Annotated in this window: 17 protein-coding genes; 10 read left to right on the plus strand and 7 right to left on the minus strand. The window is 69.1% G+C overall.

Features of this window, described 5'->3' with window-relative positions:
• Nucleotides 1-9: 9 nt before the first annotated feature.
• A complete protein-coding gene (locus QH168_RS04295) occupies nt 10-1,143 on the minus strand; it encodes a YihY/virulence factor BrkB family protein (protein ID WP_280233083.1) in 1,134 nt (377 codons plus the stop codon).
• 167 nt (nt 1,144-1,310) lie between these two features.
• On the opposite strand from QH168_RS04295, the gene QH168_RS04300 reads away from it, so the two are divergent.
• Nucleotides 1,311-3,038 carry a DEAD/DEAH box helicase gene (locus QH168_RS04300; RefSeq protein WP_280233085.1) on the plus strand — a complete coding sequence of 576 codons (1,728 nt, stop codon included), beginning with the start codon at nt 1,311-1,313 and terminating at the stop codon, nt 3,036-3,038.
• A 12-nt stretch (nt 3,039-3,050) separates the two neighbouring features.
• Here QH168_RS04300 and QH168_RS04305 read toward each other — a convergent pair whose 3' ends face one another.
• The gene (locus tag QH168_RS04305; protein WP_280233086.1) at nt 3,051-3,665 is read right to left on the minus strand and encodes a TetR/AcrR family transcriptional regulator; all 615 of its coding nucleotides are present in this window, start codon (nt 3,663-3,665) and stop codon (nt 3,051-3,053) included.
• A gap of 105 nt (nt 3,666-3,770) precedes the next feature.
• Between QH168_RS04305 and QH168_RS04310 the strand changes: the two genes are divergently transcribed.
• The gene (locus QH168_RS04310) at nt 3,771-4,511 is read left to right on the plus strand and encodes an SDR family oxidoreductase (protein WP_280233087.1); all 741 of its coding nucleotides are present in this window, start codon (nt 3,771-3,773) and stop codon (nt 4,509-4,511) included.
• Nucleotides 4,512-4,783: 272 nt separating this feature from the next.
• Here QH168_RS04310 and QH168_RS04315 read toward each other — a convergent pair whose 3' ends face one another.
• Both QH168_RS04315 and QH168_RS04320 read right to left on the minus strand, forming a co-directional pair.
• Entirely contained in the window at nt 4,784-5,344 is a 561-nt protein-coding gene (locus tag QH168_RS04315; RefSeq protein ID WP_280233088.1) for a hypothetical protein, read from the minus strand.
• Nucleotides 5,344-7,107, minus strand: a complete 1,764-nt coding sequence (locus QH168_RS04320; protein ID WP_280233089.1) for a DEAD/DEAH box helicase — start codon at nt 7,105-7,107, stop codon at nt 5,344-5,346. Before QH168_RS04320 ends, QH168_RS04315 begins: the two co-directional genes overlap by 1 nt.
• 132 nt (nt 7,108-7,239) lie before the next feature.
• On the opposite strand from QH168_RS04320, the gene QH168_RS04325 reads away from it, so the two are divergent.
• Nucleotides 7,240-7,998, plus strand: a complete 759-nt coding sequence (locus tag QH168_RS04325) for a TetR/AcrR family transcriptional regulator C-terminal domain-containing protein (RefSeq protein WP_280233090.1) — start codon at nt 7,240-7,242, stop codon at nt 7,996-7,998.
• Nucleotides 7,999-8,095: 97 nt separating this feature from the next.
• Here QH168_RS04325 and QH168_RS04330 read toward each other — a convergent pair whose 3' ends face one another.
• On the minus strand, nt 8,096-8,290 hold the full coding sequence (locus QH168_RS04330; RefSeq protein WP_029903635.1) for a DUF7455 domain-containing protein: 195 nt from the start codon (nt 8,288-8,290) through the stop codon (nt 8,096-8,098).
• Between the two features lie 273 nt (nt 8,291-8,563).
• On the opposite strand from QH168_RS04330, the gene QH168_RS04335 reads away from it, so the two are divergent.
• Nucleotides 8,564-8,923, plus strand: a complete 360-nt coding sequence (locus QH168_RS04335) for a DUF952 domain-containing protein (RefSeq protein ID WP_280233091.1) — start codon at nt 8,564-8,566, stop codon at nt 8,921-8,923.
• A 4-nt stretch (nt 8,924-8,927) separates the two neighbouring features.
• Here the strand turns inward: QH168_RS04335 and QH168_RS04340 are convergent, their stop codons facing one another.
• A complete protein-coding gene (locus QH168_RS04340; RefSeq protein WP_280233092.1) occupies nt 8,928-9,575 on the minus strand; it encodes a response regulator transcription factor in 648 nt (215 codons plus the stop codon).
• Complete coding sequence (locus QH168_RS04345; protein ID WP_280233093.1) at nt 9,572-10,792, minus strand: sensor histidine kinase; 1,221 nt, start codon at nt 10,790-10,792, stop codon at nt 9,572-9,574. The genes QH168_RS04340 and QH168_RS04345 overlap by 4 nt, the downstream gene beginning before the upstream one ends.
• A gap of 109 nt (nt 10,793-10,901) precedes the next feature.
• On the opposite strand from QH168_RS04345, the gene QH168_RS04350 reads away from it, so the two are divergent.
• From QH168_RS04350 to eutC, 6 genes are all read left to right on the plus strand, one after another.
• Nucleotides 10,902-11,600 (plus strand): GAP family protein, encoded by a 699-nt coding sequence (locus QH168_RS04350; RefSeq protein ID WP_280233094.1) that lies wholly within the window; start codon nt 10,902-10,904, stop codon nt 11,598-11,600.
• A 9-nt stretch (nt 11,601-11,609) separates the two neighbouring features.
• Entirely contained in the window at nt 11,610-12,092 is a 483-nt protein-coding gene (locus tag QH168_RS04355; RefSeq protein WP_280233095.1) for a cation:proton antiporter regulatory subunit, read from the plus strand.
• 4 nt (nt 12,093-12,096) lie between these two features.
• Complete coding sequence (locus tag QH168_RS04360; RefSeq protein ID WP_280233097.1) at nt 12,097-13,275, plus strand: cation:proton antiporter; 1,179 nt, start codon at nt 12,097-12,099, stop codon at nt 13,273-13,275.
• A gap of 84 nt (nt 13,276-13,359) precedes the next feature.
• Nucleotides 13,360-14,760, plus strand: coding sequence for an ethanolamine permease (eat, locus tag QH168_RS04365; protein ID WP_280233098.1), 1,401 nt, complete (start codon nt 13,360-13,362; stop codon nt 14,758-14,760).
• The gene (locus QH168_RS04370) at nt 14,757-16,181 is read left to right on the plus strand and encodes an ethanolamine ammonia-lyase subunit EutB (RefSeq protein WP_280233099.1); all 1,425 of its coding nucleotides are present in this window, start codon (nt 14,757-14,759) and stop codon (nt 16,179-16,181) included. The genes eat and QH168_RS04370 overlap by 4 nt, the downstream gene beginning before the upstream one ends.
• Complete coding sequence (gene eutC / locus QH168_RS04375; RefSeq protein ID WP_280233100.1) at nt 16,178-16,999, plus strand: ethanolamine ammonia-lyase subunit EutC; 822 nt, start codon at nt 16,178-16,180, stop codon at nt 16,997-16,999. The genes QH168_RS04370 and eutC overlap by 4 nt, the downstream gene beginning before the upstream one ends.
• Nucleotides 17,000-17,039: the final 40 nt, after the last annotated feature.

Below are 17,039 nucleotides of genomic sequence, written 5' to 3' on the forward strand. Positions count from 1 at the left end.
GCGCGCCCGTCATCGTTCGGGCGCGGTGGGCGAGGGCTGCGCGCCGTCTCGCACCACCGGCCCGGTTCGCGCCTGCGTGTCATCGCTCGGTAGACCGGGTGGATCCTTCGCCCACGCGGGTTCGATACCGGCCGACGCGCCGGTCGGCTCCGGTTCCTGCTCCGTGGCGTCGCCGCGCACCTGATCGGCCAGCCATGCCTTCACCTGTTCGACCCGGGTGGCGCGTGCGGGCCAGAACTCCTGCACCGCCGCGTTGAACTCCGCGCCCACGATGACGGCGAAGGCGAGGAAGAACGTGAACAGCAGGAACGCGATCGGCGTGGCGAGCGCGCCGTAGCTGACCCCGGTGCGGGTCACCCATCCCAGGTATCGCCGCAGGCCCTCACTGGCCGCCATGAAGAACACACCGGCCACCAACGCACCGCCGAAGAGGCGATGCCACGGCAGCGAGGTGTGCAGCGCCAGTTTGTACAGCGTGGTCAGTCCGACGATCAGCAGCAGGCCGACGCCCGGATAGTAGAACGCATCGATCAGCCGCAGACCCGGCTCGCGCCAGCCCTCGGGCAGGGCGCGACCGATCAACACCGGGCCGAGCGCGATCACCGGCAGCAGGAACACCGCCGCCACCAGGAACTGCACGTACAGCAGCAATGCGAAGATGCGCTGCCAGACCGGATGCCTGGCGTCCTGCTGCCCGTGCGCCTCGACGATTGCGTCGACGAACGTGGCCATCGCCGAGGAACCGGCCCACAGTGACAGCACGAAACCCACCGAGACGAACGCCGCCCGGCCCCGGCCCAGCACATCGCCGACGGTGGGTTCGATGAGATCGTGCACCACCGTCGGATTGAACAGATCCCGGCTGAAGGCCAGGATCTTGGACTCGACGATCTCGACGGTGTCCGGGCCGAACAGACCACCGACATAGCCGAGGCTGCCGAGCACACCGAGCAGCAACGGCGCCAGCGACATCGTCTGCCAGAACGCGGCCGCCGCCGATTTGGCGAAGATCGAATCCTGCCAGGCCTTGACCGCCACCCGGGCCACCAGCCGCCAGGTCTGCCCGCCCGCCCGCGCCACCGCCGTGGCCGCGCGCCGCGAGGCGGTGGCCGCGGCGGCGCGGGTATCCGGCAGGTTGCTCATGGTGTGACAAGCATCGCGCACCCGCGCGAGATCGGCTGGACCGGGCGGAGGTCGTGTCGGTGGGCAGCAGGTGAACCGCCGGTTACCTGCGCCGCTGTTTGTGATGCCGGTCGCGCCCGTCGCGTCGGTTTGGCGACATACCGGGATCGCCCGTTAGTGTTCTCTGCGTGACAGGTTCGGGTGGCGCCACTGCGGCGGGAGGAGCGCTACGCGCCTGGCAGCGTCGCGCACTCACCAAATACCTTGCGACCAAACCCCGTGACTTCCTCGCGGTCGCGACCCCTGGCGCGGGTAAGACCACCTTCGCGCTACGGGTCGCCGCGGAGTTGCTGGCCGATCGCACCGTCGACCAGATCACCGTGGTCGCACCGACCGAACACCTCAAGCACCAGTGGGCGCACTCGGCGGCCCGCGCGGGGATCGCGCTGGATTCGCGGTTCTCCAACAGCACCGGCGGCACCTCCGGCGACTATCACGGCGTCGTGGTCACCTATGCGCAGGTCGCCGCGCACCCGTTCAAGCATCGGGTGCGCACGGAGAATCGCCGCACGCTGGTGATCCTGGACGAGATCCACCATGCGGGCGACGCCAAGACCTGGGGCGACGCCGCCGCCGAGGCCTTCGGCGACGCCACCCGCAGGCTCGCCCTCACCGGAACCCCGTTCCGCAGCGATGACAGCCAGATCCCGTTCGTCACCTACGAACCCGATGAGGGCGGCTTCCCGCGCTCGCGTGCCGACCACTCCTACGGATACTCCGAAGCGCTCGCCGACGGCGTCGTCCGTCCGGTGGTGTTCCTCGCCTATTCCGGTGAGGCGCATTGGCGTGACAGCGCGGGGGAGGAGTATTCCGCACGGTTGGGTGAGCCGCTGAACGCCGAACAGACCGCGCGGGCATGGCGGACCGCGCTCGACCCGTCGGGCGACTGGATGTCGGCGGTGCTGCGGGCGGCCGATATGCGGCTCGGACAGCTGCGCTCCTCCGGTATGCCCGACGCGGGCGGGCTGGTGATCGCGACCGATCAGGAACGCGCCCGCGCCTACGCGGAACTGCTGGAACATCTGACCGGCACGCCACCGGTGCTCGTCCTGTCCGACGATCCCGCCTCCTCGGCCCGGATCGGCGAGTTCAGCGCGGGGACCCAGCCGTGGATGGTCGCGGTGCGCATGGTGTCCGAGGGCGTCGACGTGCCGCGACTCGCGGTCGGGGTCTACGCCACCAGCGCCTCGACCCCGCTGTATTTCGCCCAGGCGATCGGCCGGTTCGTGCGTGCGCGCAGGCCGGGGGAGACCGCGAGTGTGTTCCTGCCGTCGGTGCCGGTACTGCTCGATCTGGCCGCCCAGCTGGAACTACAGCGCGACCACGTCATCGGCAAACCGCATCGGCAGTCCGACGGCCTCGACGACGAACTGCTCATCGACGCCAACAAGCAGAAGGACGAGCCCGGCGAGGACGAGAAACCGTTCGTCGCGCTGGCCGCCGACGCCGAACTCGATCAGGTGATCTACGACGGTTCCTCCTTCGGTACCGCGACCTTCGCGGGTAGCGCCGAGGAAGCCGACTATCTCGGTATCCCCGGTCTGCTCGACGCCGAGCAGATGCGTGCGCTGTTGCGGGATCGACAGGCCCGCCAGGTCGCCGAACGCACGGCCGTGGCGGCGATTCCCGAACCTGCGCCCGCCGTGGGTGGTGCGGCCGAGCGGGTGGCGACGGCCGATAAGCTCGGCGAGCTGCGCCGGGAACTCAACAGCCTGGTGGCAATGCATCATCATCGGACCGGCAAACCGCACGGTGTGATCCATGGTGAATTGCGCCGCCAATGCGGTGGCCCGCCGACGGCGTTGGCCAGTGCCGATCAGCTGGGCGAGCGCATCGCGGCATTGCGCCGCATGTGAACTCGGTCGCGATCAGCTGGCGGCGGAGCGCTCGGGCACGGGCCACGCCGCCATGGCGCGATGGATCGAGCGCATGAGTTCCTCGTGGCTCGCGCCGTCGCGGGCCTGGATGGACAGCCCGTAGAGCACAGTCGTGTAGAACGCGGCCAGCTCGGCGGTATCGGTATCGGCCGGGAGATCGCCATCGGCGACGCCGCGGTCGAGCCGCGCACGAAGATCGGCGCTGGTTTCGGTGCGTTTGTCGACGAGGAATTCGCGGATGCTCTCGGTGCGGGTGGTGTAGGTGGAGCCTGCGAGCACCACCATGCAGCCGTGCGGTGTGTCCGGTGCGGTGTAGGCCGCGGCGTTATCGCACAGCATCGCCTCGATCGCCGCGCGTGCGGTGGGTTCTTCGCGCAGGGCGCGCGCGGTGAGCGCGCCTTCGGTGCGGCCGTAGAGTTCGATCGCCGCCCGGAACAGGTCTTCCTTGCTGCCGAACGCCGCGTAGAGGCTGGGGGAGTTGATGCCCATCGCACGGGTGAGGTCGGTCATCGACGAGCCCTCGTATCCGTGCTCCCAGAACACTTCCATGGCGCGCCGCAGGGCGACGTCGCGGTCGAAAGCGCGAGGGCGTCCTCGTTCGGCCACGGGCGATTCCTTTCTGTGTCGATCGTTAAATATACCTCTTGACGCCGGCGGTTCCGTCCGCTTAGGTATTTATGTACTGATCGACACGTAAATGGAGGAGAGTTCATGCCTGATCTGGACGCGACCGTGGCACTGGTGACCGGCGGCAGCCGCGGGATCGGCGCGGCCATCGCGCGGGAACTGGCCGTCAGGGGCGCCGATGTGGCGCTGACCTATCAGCACGCCGAGGACCGGGCCAAAGCCGTGGTCGCCGAGATCGAAGCGCTCGGCCGCCGGGCCATCGCGGTACAGGCCGACAGCGCCGACGCGGGCGCGGTCGTGGCCGCCGTGCATCGCACCGCCGCCGAATTGGGCGGACTCGACATCCTGGTCAACAATGCGGGCATCTTCCCCGCCAAGCCGTACCAGGAATTCACGCTGGATGAGATCGATCAGGCCCTGAACGTGCACGCGCGCGCCGCGTTCGTCGCCGGACAGGCCGCGCTCGACCACATGGGCGAAGGCGGACGCATCATCAGCATCGGCACCAACCTGTCCGATCGGGCGCTGTTCGGCGGGCTGAGCCTGTACAACCTGAGCAAATCCGCGCTCAACGGCTACACCAAAGCCCTCGCCCGCGAACTCGGCCCGCGCGGTATCACCGTCAACCTGGTGCAGCCCGGCCCCACCGACACCGATATGAACCCGGCCGACGATCCGGACGCCGCCGAACAACTCGCCTTCAGCGCGCTCGGCCGATTCGGTGCTCCGCAGGACATCGCGGCGACCGTCGCCTTCCTGGCCGGTCCCGCCGGCCGCAGCATTTCCGGCGCGTTCTTCACCGTCGACGGCGGCACCAACGCCTGATCGCTCGGCGAGATGCGGCCGGACGGGCGCCGACAACGTGGCAGAACGCGGTACGCGCTGGTGGTCGCGTAGCCGACCCGTCCGGCGATGCCGAGGACCGGCAGGCGTCGGCAATCAGCGGCAGCGAGGCGGTCGGCCGGGTCCGAGTACGCCACTGGCCGAGCTCACCCGGTATCGGTGGCGAATGCGGGCTGCGTGCGGGCGCCGAGGGCGATGTCGGCGGCCTGCGTGATTCGCGCGGTTCGCTGTGCCGCCGGTGCTCGCGGGGAGAATCAGTCCGGCGCGTCGAACCACCCTGCCGCCACGAGCGTGTTGATCAGAACCCAGCGCGCTGGTTCGCCGGTGCACTCCCCGGCCTCGGTGGCCTCGGTGACGGTGAAGTATCCCTGGATCTCGAGTGCCAGGCGTGGTGATTCGTCGACGCGGCGGGCCAGGTCGTACAGGACGGCAAGCACGTGAACGCACCGCTGCGTACGGGCCGGACACGAACAGTCCACCGCTGTCGGCACGGGTGCGGGGGCGATGCCCGCCGCGACGACGGCGCGGTGCATCTCGTCGGTGAGCGTGACCGGGTCGGCGGGGATGATCGCGGCGATCGCGTCGATGGTGACGCGTGGCATCGGCGCCACTTCCAGATGCGTCACCGAGGCCTGGCCGCCCCGGTGGATATGCGCGCGCACGGTGCGGCCGGTGACGGTGGTCTGTACGCCGTTGTTGCGGGCGATGCTGCGTGCGCGCGGCAGCAGCGGGTCGGGTGTGGTCTGGCGCAGCGGTTCGGCCAGGCGTACCAAGTCCATGCCCCACAGGGTGTATCCGAATTCGTTATCGGCCATCAGTTCTCCCGTTTGCGGCGCAGGATCTCGATCAGCTGGTCGTCATCGAGGCGGGCCAGTTCGGCGATACCGGCCGCATCGGCGAGGTCGGTCAGCGCCGATTTACGCCGCTGCATGGCGGCGATGTGTTCCTCGACGGTGGTACCGGAGGTGAGCGTGGTGACGGTGACGGTCCGGGTCTGCCCGATGCGATGCGCCCGGTCCGAGGCCTGGGCTTCCACCGCCGGATTCCACCAGCGATCGAAATGGATGACATCGGCGGCCCGGGTGAGGGTGAGCCCGGTGCCCGCCGCGCGCAGGCTCAGGATCAGCACCGGCGGCCCGTCCACGGACTGGAAGTCGCTGACGATCTGCGCGCGTTCGGACTGATCCAATCCGCCGTGGAAGAACGGCGCCGCGACCCCGAACTGTTCGGCCAGATGACGGACCAGCAGCTCACCGGTCTTGCGGTACTGGGTGAACAGCAGCGTCGGTGCGCCGAGATCGAGATTGTTGGCGACGATATCGGTGCACAGGTCGAGCTTGCCGGACCGGCCGGCCAGCTCGCCCAGCTCACCGGTGATCAGGCCCGGATGGTTGCACACCTGTTTGAGGGAGGTCAGTGCCGCCAGGATGCGGCTCTGTCGCTGGAGGCCGTGTCCGAAACCGTCGTCGATGGCCCGGTCGAGCAGCTGATCGTAGAGCTGTTCCTGCTCGCTGGTGAGATCGCAGAGCAGATCGGTGTGGATCTTGGCCGGAAGCGAGGCGGCGACCTGATCCTTTCGGCGAGCCAGCACCACCGGCTCGATCGCCTCGCGCAGCCGGGCGGCGGCGGTCGTGGACCCGTCGTGGATCGGACGGACGAAACGCCGCCGGAACTGGGTGCGATGCCCGAAAAGCCGTGGCGCGACCAGGTTCAGCAGGGCCCACAACTCCTCGAGATGGTTCTCCACCGGTGTGCCGGTCAGTGCGACGGTCGCGGCGGCGTCGATGGCGCGGGCGGCCTTGGACACCCGTGTACGCGGATTCTTCAGCGCCTGCGCCTCATCGAAGACGGCGGTGGCCCACCGGATCTCGCGCAACCCGGCGCCGTGCAACCGCAGTGTCGGATAGCCGGTGACCACGACCGTCCCCGGTTCGGCCGCGATATCCCCGCCCCGCCAGGCGATCGGGTGCAGACCGGGGGCGAAGCGCTGGATCTCGTGCACCCAGTTGCCGACCAGCGAGGTCGGGCAGATCACCACCTGCGGTCCGTCGGCCCGTCCGAGCAGCAGGCCGATGGTCTGCACGGTCTTGCCAAGGCCCATCTCGTCGGCCAGGATCGCGCCGCCGTGATCGGCGGTGGTCGCGCGCAGCCAGCTCACCCCGCGCGCCTGATAGGGGCGCAGTTCGGCCTTCAGTGATTGCCGCAGGTCGGCGGCCACCGCCTGCGTCGCGGCGAATGCGGTGAGCGCGTGGTGTGCCGAGGTGATCGCGGTGGCTGTCGCGTTCGGCAGGGCGTGCGCGGCCGGCGGGAGCGGCACGACCTCGTCGGAGAGGTCGGCGCACGACAGTGCTTTCCGCCAGGCCGTGACCGATGCGTCCGGGTCGGGAAGGGTGGCCGCGACGAACTCCGCAGGTTCGAGTAGTGCGCAGTCGACATCGGTGACCTCGACCGTCGCACTGCCGACCGCGGCCTGTGCGGCGGTCCCGGTGGGGATGGCCAGCGCCTGGACCGCGGCGACGCCGAGATCGCGCGGTGGGCGTCCCGGGCCGTGACCGGTCCAGGTCCACACCGCGAACATATTGCGGTCGGGCAGATAGGTGGCCTGTGTGCTGGGCAGAGCGAACCCCTCAAATCATCGTATAGCGTACGGAGTATTGTGGTAACGCATACGGTACCGGAATTGTTCCGCCGTTGGCACGAGGAGTTTTCGTTGGCCGATCCGCACGCATCGCAGGCCTCCGCCGACGAGGCCGGGGCATTGCTCGCCCTGCTGTGGCGACATGAGCTTCCGCCCCGCCCCGGCGGCCGCGGCCCCAAACAGACGGTCAGCGTGGACGAGGTGGTGCGCACGGCCATCGCGCTGGCCGACCGCGACGGGCTGGCCAAACTGTCCGTGCGCGCGGTCGCCGGTGCGTTGGGATTGCGCCCGATGAGCCTCTACACCTATGTGCCGAGCATGCGGGCGCTGACCGTGCTGATGGTCGACGCGCTCGCCGCCGCCGATGAACCGCTGCCGGTCGACGCTCCGCCGCGCACGCGGATGGCCGCGGTGGCGCGGCAGGTGCGCGCCGAGGTGATCGCGCACCCGTGGCTGCTCGATGTCTCGCCGTGGCGGGTGGTGCTGGGGCCTGGTCGGATGCGTCGGTATGAACGTCAGCTTGCGGCGCTAGAGGGGATCGGGCTGACCGATGTCGAGATGGACCGGGCGATCGCGGTGCTGACCGAGTTCGCCACCGGCAACGCCCGGATGGCGGTCGCCGCCACACGGGAGGCGGCCGAGATGAGCGATGCCAGGTGGTGGGAGGTGCACGGCCCGCTGTTGACCCGGGTCATGTCCGAGCAGGCGTTTCCGCTGGCGTCGCGGGTGGGTGCGGCGGTGGGGGAGCTGTACCAGGCGCCCGCCGATCCGGACGGCGGCTTCGAATTCGGGTTGGACGCGCTACTGGACGGGATACTCGGCAGCGCCTGAGCCCGGACACACCACAGCGGACGACCCTTCGGATCGTCCGCTGTGGATTGCGCGGTATTCGGTTGTTCGATGCTGTTGTGTCGGACGCGAGGAGCGGTCAGAGGGCGGGAGCGGATTCCGTGTCGATCACGGCCTCCAACTCACGCAGCCTGTCCATGTGTTCATTCGCGTGGTGCTGGCAGAAGAGCAACTCTCCACCTGCGGGCAGAACGGCACGCACTCGGGCAGCCGCCCCGCAGCGGTCGCAACGATCGACCGCGGTCAGTGGGGTGCTTGTCAGGGTTCCTGGCATGACTCCTCCGTCCTGGCTCCCGGCACACAGACCGTTCACCTGGTGTGGGGCCCGTGGTCACTCCGCGGGCTCGCTACCGCTACTTCCCAGCAGTGGTATGACTACTCTGTCAGACGTTCGGGACGGGGGCTTTGTTCCCGCAAGCGAATCAATGTGTTTTCCCTAACACGACCAGCGCTTTTCGCTCTGCGCGAACCCACTGGTCATGGCTGGGAAGCCACGCGAATCACCGACTCGAACAGGCCGATCCAGTTGTCTACCGGGAGATTACCCGTGACCTACGACACCAACACTCTGGTTCATATCTGCACGGCCACAGAATGGCTGACAGCAAGGCACGCCGGTACGCATCGGCCGACCTCCCTCGACATCGAGGGATTCATCCACCTGTCCACACCACAGCAGGTGCATCTGCCCGCAAACCGCCTCTACCGCGGCCGCGACGATCTGGTGCTGCTGCGGCTGGACCCGGCCCGATTGGGCTCGCCGGTGATATGGGAGCCGGGCGTGCCGTCCGACGATCCTGATCTGCGATTCCCACATCTGTACGGACCGCTGCCCGCGAGCGCGGTCGTCGGGGTACAGGATTTCCGGCCCGGCCCCGACGGACGTTTCGCCGAACTCGACCACTGATCCGCTACCCGCCGGGCAGCTCCCTGGCCAGGATGGCCGCCTGCACCCGCGAGCGGACGCCGAGCTTGGTGAGCACCCGCGAGACATGCGTCTTGACCGTGGTCTCGCCGATGAACAGCCGTCCCGCGATCTGCGCGTTGGACAGCCCTTCGCCGAGGCAGGCCAGTACCTCGCGTTCGCGTTCGGTCAGATCGGCCAGACCGTCGGGCGCGCTGTCGGCAGCGGCCTCGGGAGCGGCGGCGAAGGCAGCGATCACCGCGCGGGTCACCTCGGGCGCGAGCACGCCGTCGCCGGCCGCGACCGCCCGCACCGAGGCCACCAGATCCTGCCCCGACACCGACTTGAGCACGAAGCCGGAGGCACCCGCGCGCAAGGTGCGGAAGACGTACTCGTCCAAGTCGAAGGTGGTCAGGATGAGCACTCTGGCCAGCCCGTCCGCGGTGATCCGGCCGGTGGCGGTGATGCCGTCGACGCCGGGCATGCGCACATCCATCAGCACGACATCCGGGCGCAGCGCTCTGGCCTGGGTGACCGCCACATCGCCGTCGGCCGCCTCACCGACCACCTCGATCCCCTCGGCCGCGTCGAGGATCATGCGCAGGCCCGCACGGATCGCGCTGTGATCATCGGCGATCAGCACCCGGATCGTCACCGCGGCTCACCTCCGGCGGCGGCCACGACCGTCGGCAGTCCGGCCCGCACCGTCCAGACCCGGGCGACCGGTCCGGCGGCGAACTCACCGCCGAGCGCCGCGGCGCGTTCGCGCATGTTCACCAGACCGCGGTGCGACAGACCCGCCGGGTCGGCGGACGCGCCGTTCGCACCAGGCCGCGGCGGCAGTGGATTGCGGATGGCGACGATGAGTGTCGTCGCGTCGGTGGCGATGTCGATGTCGACCTCCTGTCCGGGGGCGTGCTTCATGGCGTTGGTCAGCGCTTCCTGGATGATCCGGTAGGCGGCCTGGTCGACCGCGCTCGGCAGCGGGGCGCGATCGGCTTCACCGTGCACCCGCACGGTGCTCCCGGCCGCGCGGGCGGCGTCGACCAACAGTGGCAGCTGCGCGAGACCGCGCGGGGCGGCGAGATCCTCCGCGCCGTCGTCGCGGCGCAGCAAACCGATCATGGTCCGCATCTCCTGGAGCGCGCTGACGCTGTTGGACCGGATGGATTCGACCACTCCGGCGAGGGCGGGATCGTCGTCGTCGCGGCGCGAGAGCAGCCCGAGGGCGGCCTCGGATTGGATGGCGATGGCCGACAGATGCCCGGCGATCACATCGTGCAGATCGCGGGCCATCGTCTTGCGTTCATCGGCGACCGCGGCCCGGCGATCCAGTTCGGCCACCAGTTCCAACGCCCGCGCTTTCGCCCGTTCGGCCTGCGCGGTCTCCTTGTGTGCGCGCACGGTCAGCGCCCACCAGATCGACGTGCCAGCGAAGGCCGACGAGGCCAGGATGGCGATGAGCATGGCACGCCACTCACCGGTGATGATCAAAGCCGCCACCGAGCCGATTACCGAGACCACGATGACCGTGCCGACCACGAACCGCGATTGGCGCCGGGTCCCGTACAGCACGCTCGCGTAGACGAGATCGGAGTAGACGATCCAGATGGGCACCGTCGGGCCGAGCGCGAAATCGATGAGCAGCGGGACCAGACCGGCCGCGAGGGCGAACATCGGTTTGCGGCGTCGCCACATGCTCGTCGCGCACAGCAGCGCCAGCAGCGCCATCCGTACCGTCAGCGGTGTTTCGGAGCTGTGCGAGGTCATCGCATAGAGGCCGAAGCCGTACAGCGCCGCGCCGACGACGAAGACGAACGTGACGATCAGCGCCTCTTGCGCCATCGCCGATAACGCCGCCCACCACTTCACGCACCCATCTCAGCACAGTCCCCGGCGGGTCCGGGTCCACCGAAGTGATGAGCCGCGGTCCCACCGTCGACCGACGCGCGCGAGAACCGGTGCGCGCGATGCTCGGACGGTGACGCTCCTACTGAGTCTGGCTGCGCTCGCCCTGGTGGACAGCACCTCCATCGGCACGCTCATCGTCCCGCTGTGGTTGCTGCTCGCCCCCGACCGGCCACCGCTGCGACGCATGCTCGTCTACCTGGCGGCCATCGCCGGGTTCTACTTCCTGGTCGGCGTGGCGCTGCTGTTCGGTGCGTCGGCGGGCCTGTCCAGGTTCGGTGAGCTGGCAGGCAGCCCCTGGGTGCTGTGGCCACAGCTGGCGCTCGGTATCGGGTTGTTCGCCGTGTCGTGGCGGTTCGATTCGGCGAAACGACGCGAACGCGGCGAAGCCGATCGCACCGCCGCCTGGCGCGACCGCGCCCTGAGCAACCAGTCCTCGGGCCGGGGACTCGCCGTGCTGGCGGTCAGCGCGGGCACAGTGGAAGTGCTGTCGATGGTGCCGTATCTGGCCGCGATCGGACTGCTGGTCGCCGGTGATCTGCCCGCCGGGTCATCGGTGGCTCTCCTCGGCGGCTACTGCGCGGTCATGGTGGCGCCCGCGCTGGTCTTGATCGGGGCCCGGAATCTGGCCCATCGCCGGGTGGAACCGCTGCTCATCCGGCTGAACGACTGGCTCTCCCGCCATGCCGACAGCGCCACCGGATGGGCGCTGGCGATCGCCGGAATCGTGGTAGCCCGTGGCGCGCTCGGCGGATTGTTCGGGGGCGGTTAGCCTGGACTTGTGAATGTCGATGTCACTGCGTTACCCGGGATCGGCGTGCGAAAAGACTTCGAGGTGCGGTCCGGGCGCCGGATCGGTGTCGTCGCTCATCGCGACGGCGATATCGATCTGATCGTGTCCAAGCTCGAGGACCCGGATGCCTGCGCCGCCCAGGTGGCGTTGAGCACCGATGAGGCCGCCGTGCTCGCCAATCTGCTCGGTGCGCCCCAGCTGGTCTCCAGTCTCAACGACGACCATCGCGATATGCCCGGCATCACCACCCGCCAGCTGCCGATCTCGGACGAATCGCCCTACGGCGGCCGCACCCTCGGCGAAACCGCGATGCGCACCCGCACCAAGGTGTCCATCGTCGCGGTGATGCGGGCCGGGCAGCTGCACCCCTCGCCCGGGCCGGATTTCACCTTCACCGCCGGTGACCTTCTCGTCGTCGTCGGGACACCCGACGGTCTGGACGCGGCGGCGAAGATCCTCACGCACGGCTGATCCGGTGGCCACGACCGCGCTCGCCCTCATCGAGCTGGGCGCGGTGTTGTTCGCTCTCGGGATGTTCGCCCGGGCGGCGGGCCGATTCGGGCTCTCGCCCATACCGCTGTATCTGCTCGGTGGCCTCGCCTTCGGTCAAGGGGGATTGATCAATCTCGGCGCCGCCAACGAGTTCGGACATATCGCCGGTGAGATCGGTGTGGTGCTGCTGCTGTTGCTGCTCGGTCTGGAATACACCGCCGCCGAGCTGGTCACCGGGATGCGCCGCTCATGGCCGGTCGGCCTGCTCGATATCGTCGCCAATGCGACACCAGGTGCGGTGGTGGCGCTGCTGCTCGGATGGGGGCCGGTCGGCGCGCTGACTCTCGGTGGCATCACCTACATCTCGTCCTCGGGCATCGCCGCGAAGGTGCTCAGCGATCTGGGCCGGCTCGGTAACCGTGAGACTCCGGTGGTGCTGTCGATCCTGGTGTTCGAGGATCTGACGATGGCGGTGTATCTGCCGGTGCTGACCACGGTGCTGGCAGGTCTGAGCTTCGCCAGCGGACTGAAATCGTTGGCGGTGGCCCTGATCGCGATCACCGTCGTGCTGGTGGTGACCCTGCGCTACGGACGCTACGTCTCCGCGGTGGTCGACAGCACCGACCGCGAGGTGTTCCTGCTGAAACTGCTCGGCGCGGCGCTGCTGGTGGCGGGCGTGGCCTCGGCGCTGAACGTGTCGGCGGCGGTCGGCGCGTTCCTGCTCGGCATCGCCATCTCCGGCTCGACCGCGCGGGAGGCGGTGCGTCTGCTGGAACCGCTGCGGGATCTGTTCGCCGCGATCTTCTTCGTCGCGTTCGGGCTCAATACCGATCCGACCGCCATCCCGCCGGTACTGGGCTGGGCGGTGGCGCTCGCGGTGGTCACCACGGTCACCAAGATCGCCACCGGCTGGTGGGGTGCGCGTCGACAGGGCATCCGCCGCCTCGGCCGGGCCAGAGCGGGCGCGGCGCTGGTCGCGCGCGGCGAATTCTCCATCGTCATCGCCGGGCTCGCGGTGAGCACCGGCGCCATCGACGGCACACTGGCCGCACTGGCCTCGGCCTATGTGCTGATCATGGCGGTCGTCGGACCGGTCGTCGCGCGGGTGGTGGAGCCGGTACTCCACCGGATACCCGTCGCGTCCGACCGTCCCGGCGCGTAGTCGTAACACCGAGTCACCTGCGGGCAACATTCGCTCCCAACAATTGGTCAACCGACCATCGAGGTGGGATGAGGGAGTACGACTATGGCGATAGATACCGCGAACGACGACTATCTGGCCAAGCGCACGCTGCGCGCCGGTACCGCGGGCTGGGTGCTGCTGGCCGGGCTCGGGGTCAGCTATGTGATCTCCGGTGATTACTCCGGTTGGAATTTCGGGCTGGCCGAAGGCGGATTCGGTGGCCTGCTCATCGCGACCGTGCTGATCGCGGCGATGTATCTGGCCATGGTGCTCGGCATGGCCGAGTTGTCGGCGGCGCTGCCCGCGGCGGGCGGCGGATACACCTTCGCGCGCCGAGCCCTCGGCCCGTGGGGTGGATTCGCCACCGGGACCGCCATCCTGCTCGAATACGCCATCGCGCCCGCGGCGATCGCCACCTTCATCGGTGCCTACGTCGAATCGCTGGATCTGTTCGGAATCTCGGACGGCTGGTGGGTGTATCTCGCGGTGTACGCGCTGTTCATCGGCATCCATCCGACCGGGGCCGGTGAGGCACTCAAGGCGATGTTCGTGATCACCGCGATCGCCGTGCTCGGCCTGGTGGTATTCGCGGTCGCGGCGTGGGGGCGCTTCGACGCCGCGAACCTGACCGATATCGCGCCCGACCCCGAGGCCGTGGGCAGTTCCGCATTCCTGCCGTTCGGCGTCTTCGGCATCTGGGCCGCGGTGCCGTTCGCGATCTGGTTCTTCCTCGCCGTCGAAGGCGTTCCGCTGGCCGCGGAGGAGGCGCGCGACCCGGAGCGCAACGTTCCGAAAGCCATCATCATCAGCATGCTGGTACTGATGGTCACCGGTGCCACCGTGCTCGTGCTCTCGACCGGTGCCCTCGGTGCGCAAGCGCTGTCGGTATCGGGAAATCCGCTGGTGGAGGCGCTGGGCGGTGGCGCGGCGACCGTGGTGAACTACATCGGGCTTGCCGGGCTGGTGGCCTCGTTCTTCTCGATCGTCTACGCCTACTCCCGGCAGACCTTCGCGCTCTCCCGCGCGGGCTATCTGCCGACCGGACTGTCGGTCACCAACGCACGCAAGGCACCGGTGCTCGCCCTCGTGGTGCCGGGCCTCGTCGGGTTCGTGCTGTCATTGACGGGCGAGGGCGCGATGCTGCTGAACATGGCGGTCTTCGGCGCGGCCGTCAGCTATGTGCTGATGATGGTCAGCCATATCGTGCTGCGCGTGCGCGCGCCCGAGATGCCGCGCCCGTATCGCACCCCCGGCGGCATCGCGACCACTTCGTTCGCGCTGGTGGTCGCGGTGGCCGCGGTGATCGCGACCTTCCTGGTGGATCCGGTCGCCGCGGGCTGGACACTGGCCGTGTTCTGCGGCTTCATGCTCTACTTCGGTGTATTCCGCCGTACCCGTCTGGTCGCGGGTTCGCCGGATGAGGAGTTCGCGGTGCTGGCTCGCGCCGAAAGGGATCTCGAATGACGTGGTACACGGCAACAGTGAACGGTGTGACCCATCGCTTCGACGGCCTCGTCGATGTGCTGGCGAAGGCGACTCCCCGCCGCAGCGGTGACGAGCTGGCGGGCTGCGCCGCCGAGACCGACGCGCAGCGGGCGGCCGCCCAGTGGGCGCTGGCCGATCTGCCGCTGACGGTCTTCCTGAACGAGCCGGTGGTGCCCTACGAGTCGGACGAGATCACCCGGCTCATCATCGACACCCACGATCGGGACGCCTTCCAGCCGATCGCGCACCTCACTGTCGGCGGGTTACGGGACTGGCTGCTCGGGGTGGCGTCGGGAGCGGGCGGCACCGATCCGGCGGCGACATTGCGGGCCGTCGGGCCCGGTTTGACGCCGGAAATGGTCGCTGCCGTCAGCAAGATCATGCGTAATCAGGATCTGATCGCCGTGGCGTCGGCGGTGCGGGTGCGCGCCGGTTTCCGCACCACTATCGGGCAGCCGGGCACGCTGGCCACCAGATTGCAGCCCAATCACCCCACCGATGATCCCCGCGGTGTCGCCGCCGCCGTGCTGGACGGACTGCTGCTCGGCTGCGGTGACGCGGTGATCGGCATCAACCCCGCCACCGATTCACCGCGCGCGGCCGCCGATCTGCTCGCCCTGCTCGACGACGTCCGCACCCGCTTCGACATTCCGGCGCAGTCCTGCGTACTGGCCCACGTCACCACCACGATCGGTTTGATCGAAGCGGGTGCGCCGGTGGACCTGGTCTTCCAGTCCATCGCGGGCACCGAGGGCGCCAATGCCGGTTTCGGCGTGAATCTCGCGCTGTTGCGTGAGGCCGATGAAGCCGGGCGCTCCTTGCGTCGCGGTACGGTCGGCGACAACGTGATGTATTTCGAAACCGGTCAGGGTTCGGCGCTGTCCGCGGGCGCCCATCTCGGTACCGGCGGGCGACCGGTGGATCAACAGACACTGGAGACCAGGGCCTACGCCGTCGCGAGGGAGCTGGACCCGCTACTGGTGAACACTGTGGTCGGGTTCATCGGCCCGGAGTATCTGTACGACGGCAAGCAGATCATCCGGGCGGGTCTCGAGGACCATTTCTGTGGCAAGTTGCTCGGCCTGCCGATGGGCGTTGATGTCTGCTATACCAACCACGCCGAGGCCGATCAGGACGATATGGACGCCCTGCTCACCCTGCTCGGCGCCGCCGGGTGCGCGTTCGTGATCGCGGTGCCCGGCGCCGATGACGTGATGCTCGGCTATCAGAGCCTGAGCTTCCACGACGCGCTCTACGCACGTCAGGTGCTGGGTCTACGTCCGGCCCCTGAGTTCGAGGCGTGGCTGGACCGGCTCGGCATGATCGACGACAGGGGCGGGGTCCTGCCCGTGCCGCCGCTGAACTCACCGTTGCGCGCACTGACCGGAGCCCGGCGATGAGCGCAGCTCATCCGGTGTCGGATCCCGATCCCCAGCAACGGTTCTGGGCCGAACTGCGCGCCACCACGCAGGCCCGCATCGGGCTGGGGCGTAGCGGCAATGCCCTACCCACCACGCGCGTGCTCGAATTCCGTGCGGCCCATGCGGCCGCCCGCGACGCGGTGCACACCGCGTTGGACGTCGACGCCCTACATGAGCGGCTCGCCGCGGCCGGGCTCGGCGAGCCGCTGCGAGTGCACAGCCGGGCCCGCGATCGTGCCGAATATCTGCGCCGCCCGGATCTGGGCCGAATACCCGCCGAGCCGTGGCCGTTCACCGACGCTCATGCCGCCGCACCCGGCAGCGTTACCGCCGAGATCGGGATCGTCCTGGCGGACGGGCTGTCGCCCGGCGCGCTCACCGCACACGGCCCGGCGATGGTCGACGCGTTGATCGCCGAATTCGGGCCGCACGCGTCGTTCGCGCCTCCGGTGATCGCGACCCAGGCCCGTGTCGCACTCGGCGATCACATCGCCGCCGCCATGGGCGTGGCGACGGTGCTCGTCCTCATCGGCGAACGCCCCGGCCTCTCGGTGGCCGACAGCCTCGGCGTCTACCTGACCCACCACCCGCGGCCCGGCCGCACCGACGCCGACCGCAACTGCGTGTCGAATATCCACCGCCCGAACGGACTCGGCTACCGGCAGGCCGCGCGAATCGTCGCGGGACTGGTGGCCGGGGCGCGCCGATTGGGCCGTTCGGGTGTGGACCTGAAGGACCTGTCGGACTCCGGCCTGCCCTCGGCCGACCGCCCCGCCGTCCCCGACGCACCACACTGACCACCCCAGCGGCGACGGGCGGTCCGCTCTTCCGGCCTAC

Origin of the sequence: Nocardia cyriacigeorgica (assembly GCF_029868385.1) — a bacterium.
GTDB lineage: Bacteria > Actinomycetota > Actinomycetes > Mycobacteriales > Mycobacteriaceae > Nocardia > Nocardia cyriacigeorgica_F.

Coding starts and splice junctions, on each gene's coding strand:
- QH168_RS04295 (WP_280233083.1), bottom strand. CDS start 1,143: ATGAGCAACCTGCCGGATACCCGCGCCGCCGCGGCCACCGCCTCGCGG.
- QH168_RS04310 (WP_280233087.1), top strand. CDS start 3,771: ATGCCTGATCTGGACGCGACCGTGGCACTGGTGACCGGCGGCAGCCGC.
- QH168_RS04315 (WP_280233088.1), bottom strand. CDS start 5,344: ATGGCCGATAACGAATTCGGATACACCCTGTGGGGCATGGACTTGGTA.
- QH168_RS04320 (WP_280233089.1), bottom strand. CDS start 7,107: ATGTTCGCGGTGTGGACCTGGACCGGTCACGGCCCGGGACGCCCACCG.
- QH168_RS04330 (WP_029903635.1), bottom strand. CDS start 8,290: ATGCCAGGAACCCTGACAAGCACCCCACTGACCGCGGTCGATCGTTGC.
- eat (WP_280233098.1), top strand. CDS start 13,360: ATGGCGATAGATACCGCGAACGACGACTATCTGGCCAAGCGCACGCTG.
- QH168_RS04370 (WP_280233099.1), top strand. CDS start 14,757: ATGACGTGGTACACGGCAACAGTGAACGGTGTGACCCATCGCTTCGAC.
- eutC (WP_280233100.1), top strand. CDS start 16,178: ATGAGCGCAGCTCATCCGGTGTCGGATCCCGATCCCCAGCAACGGTTC.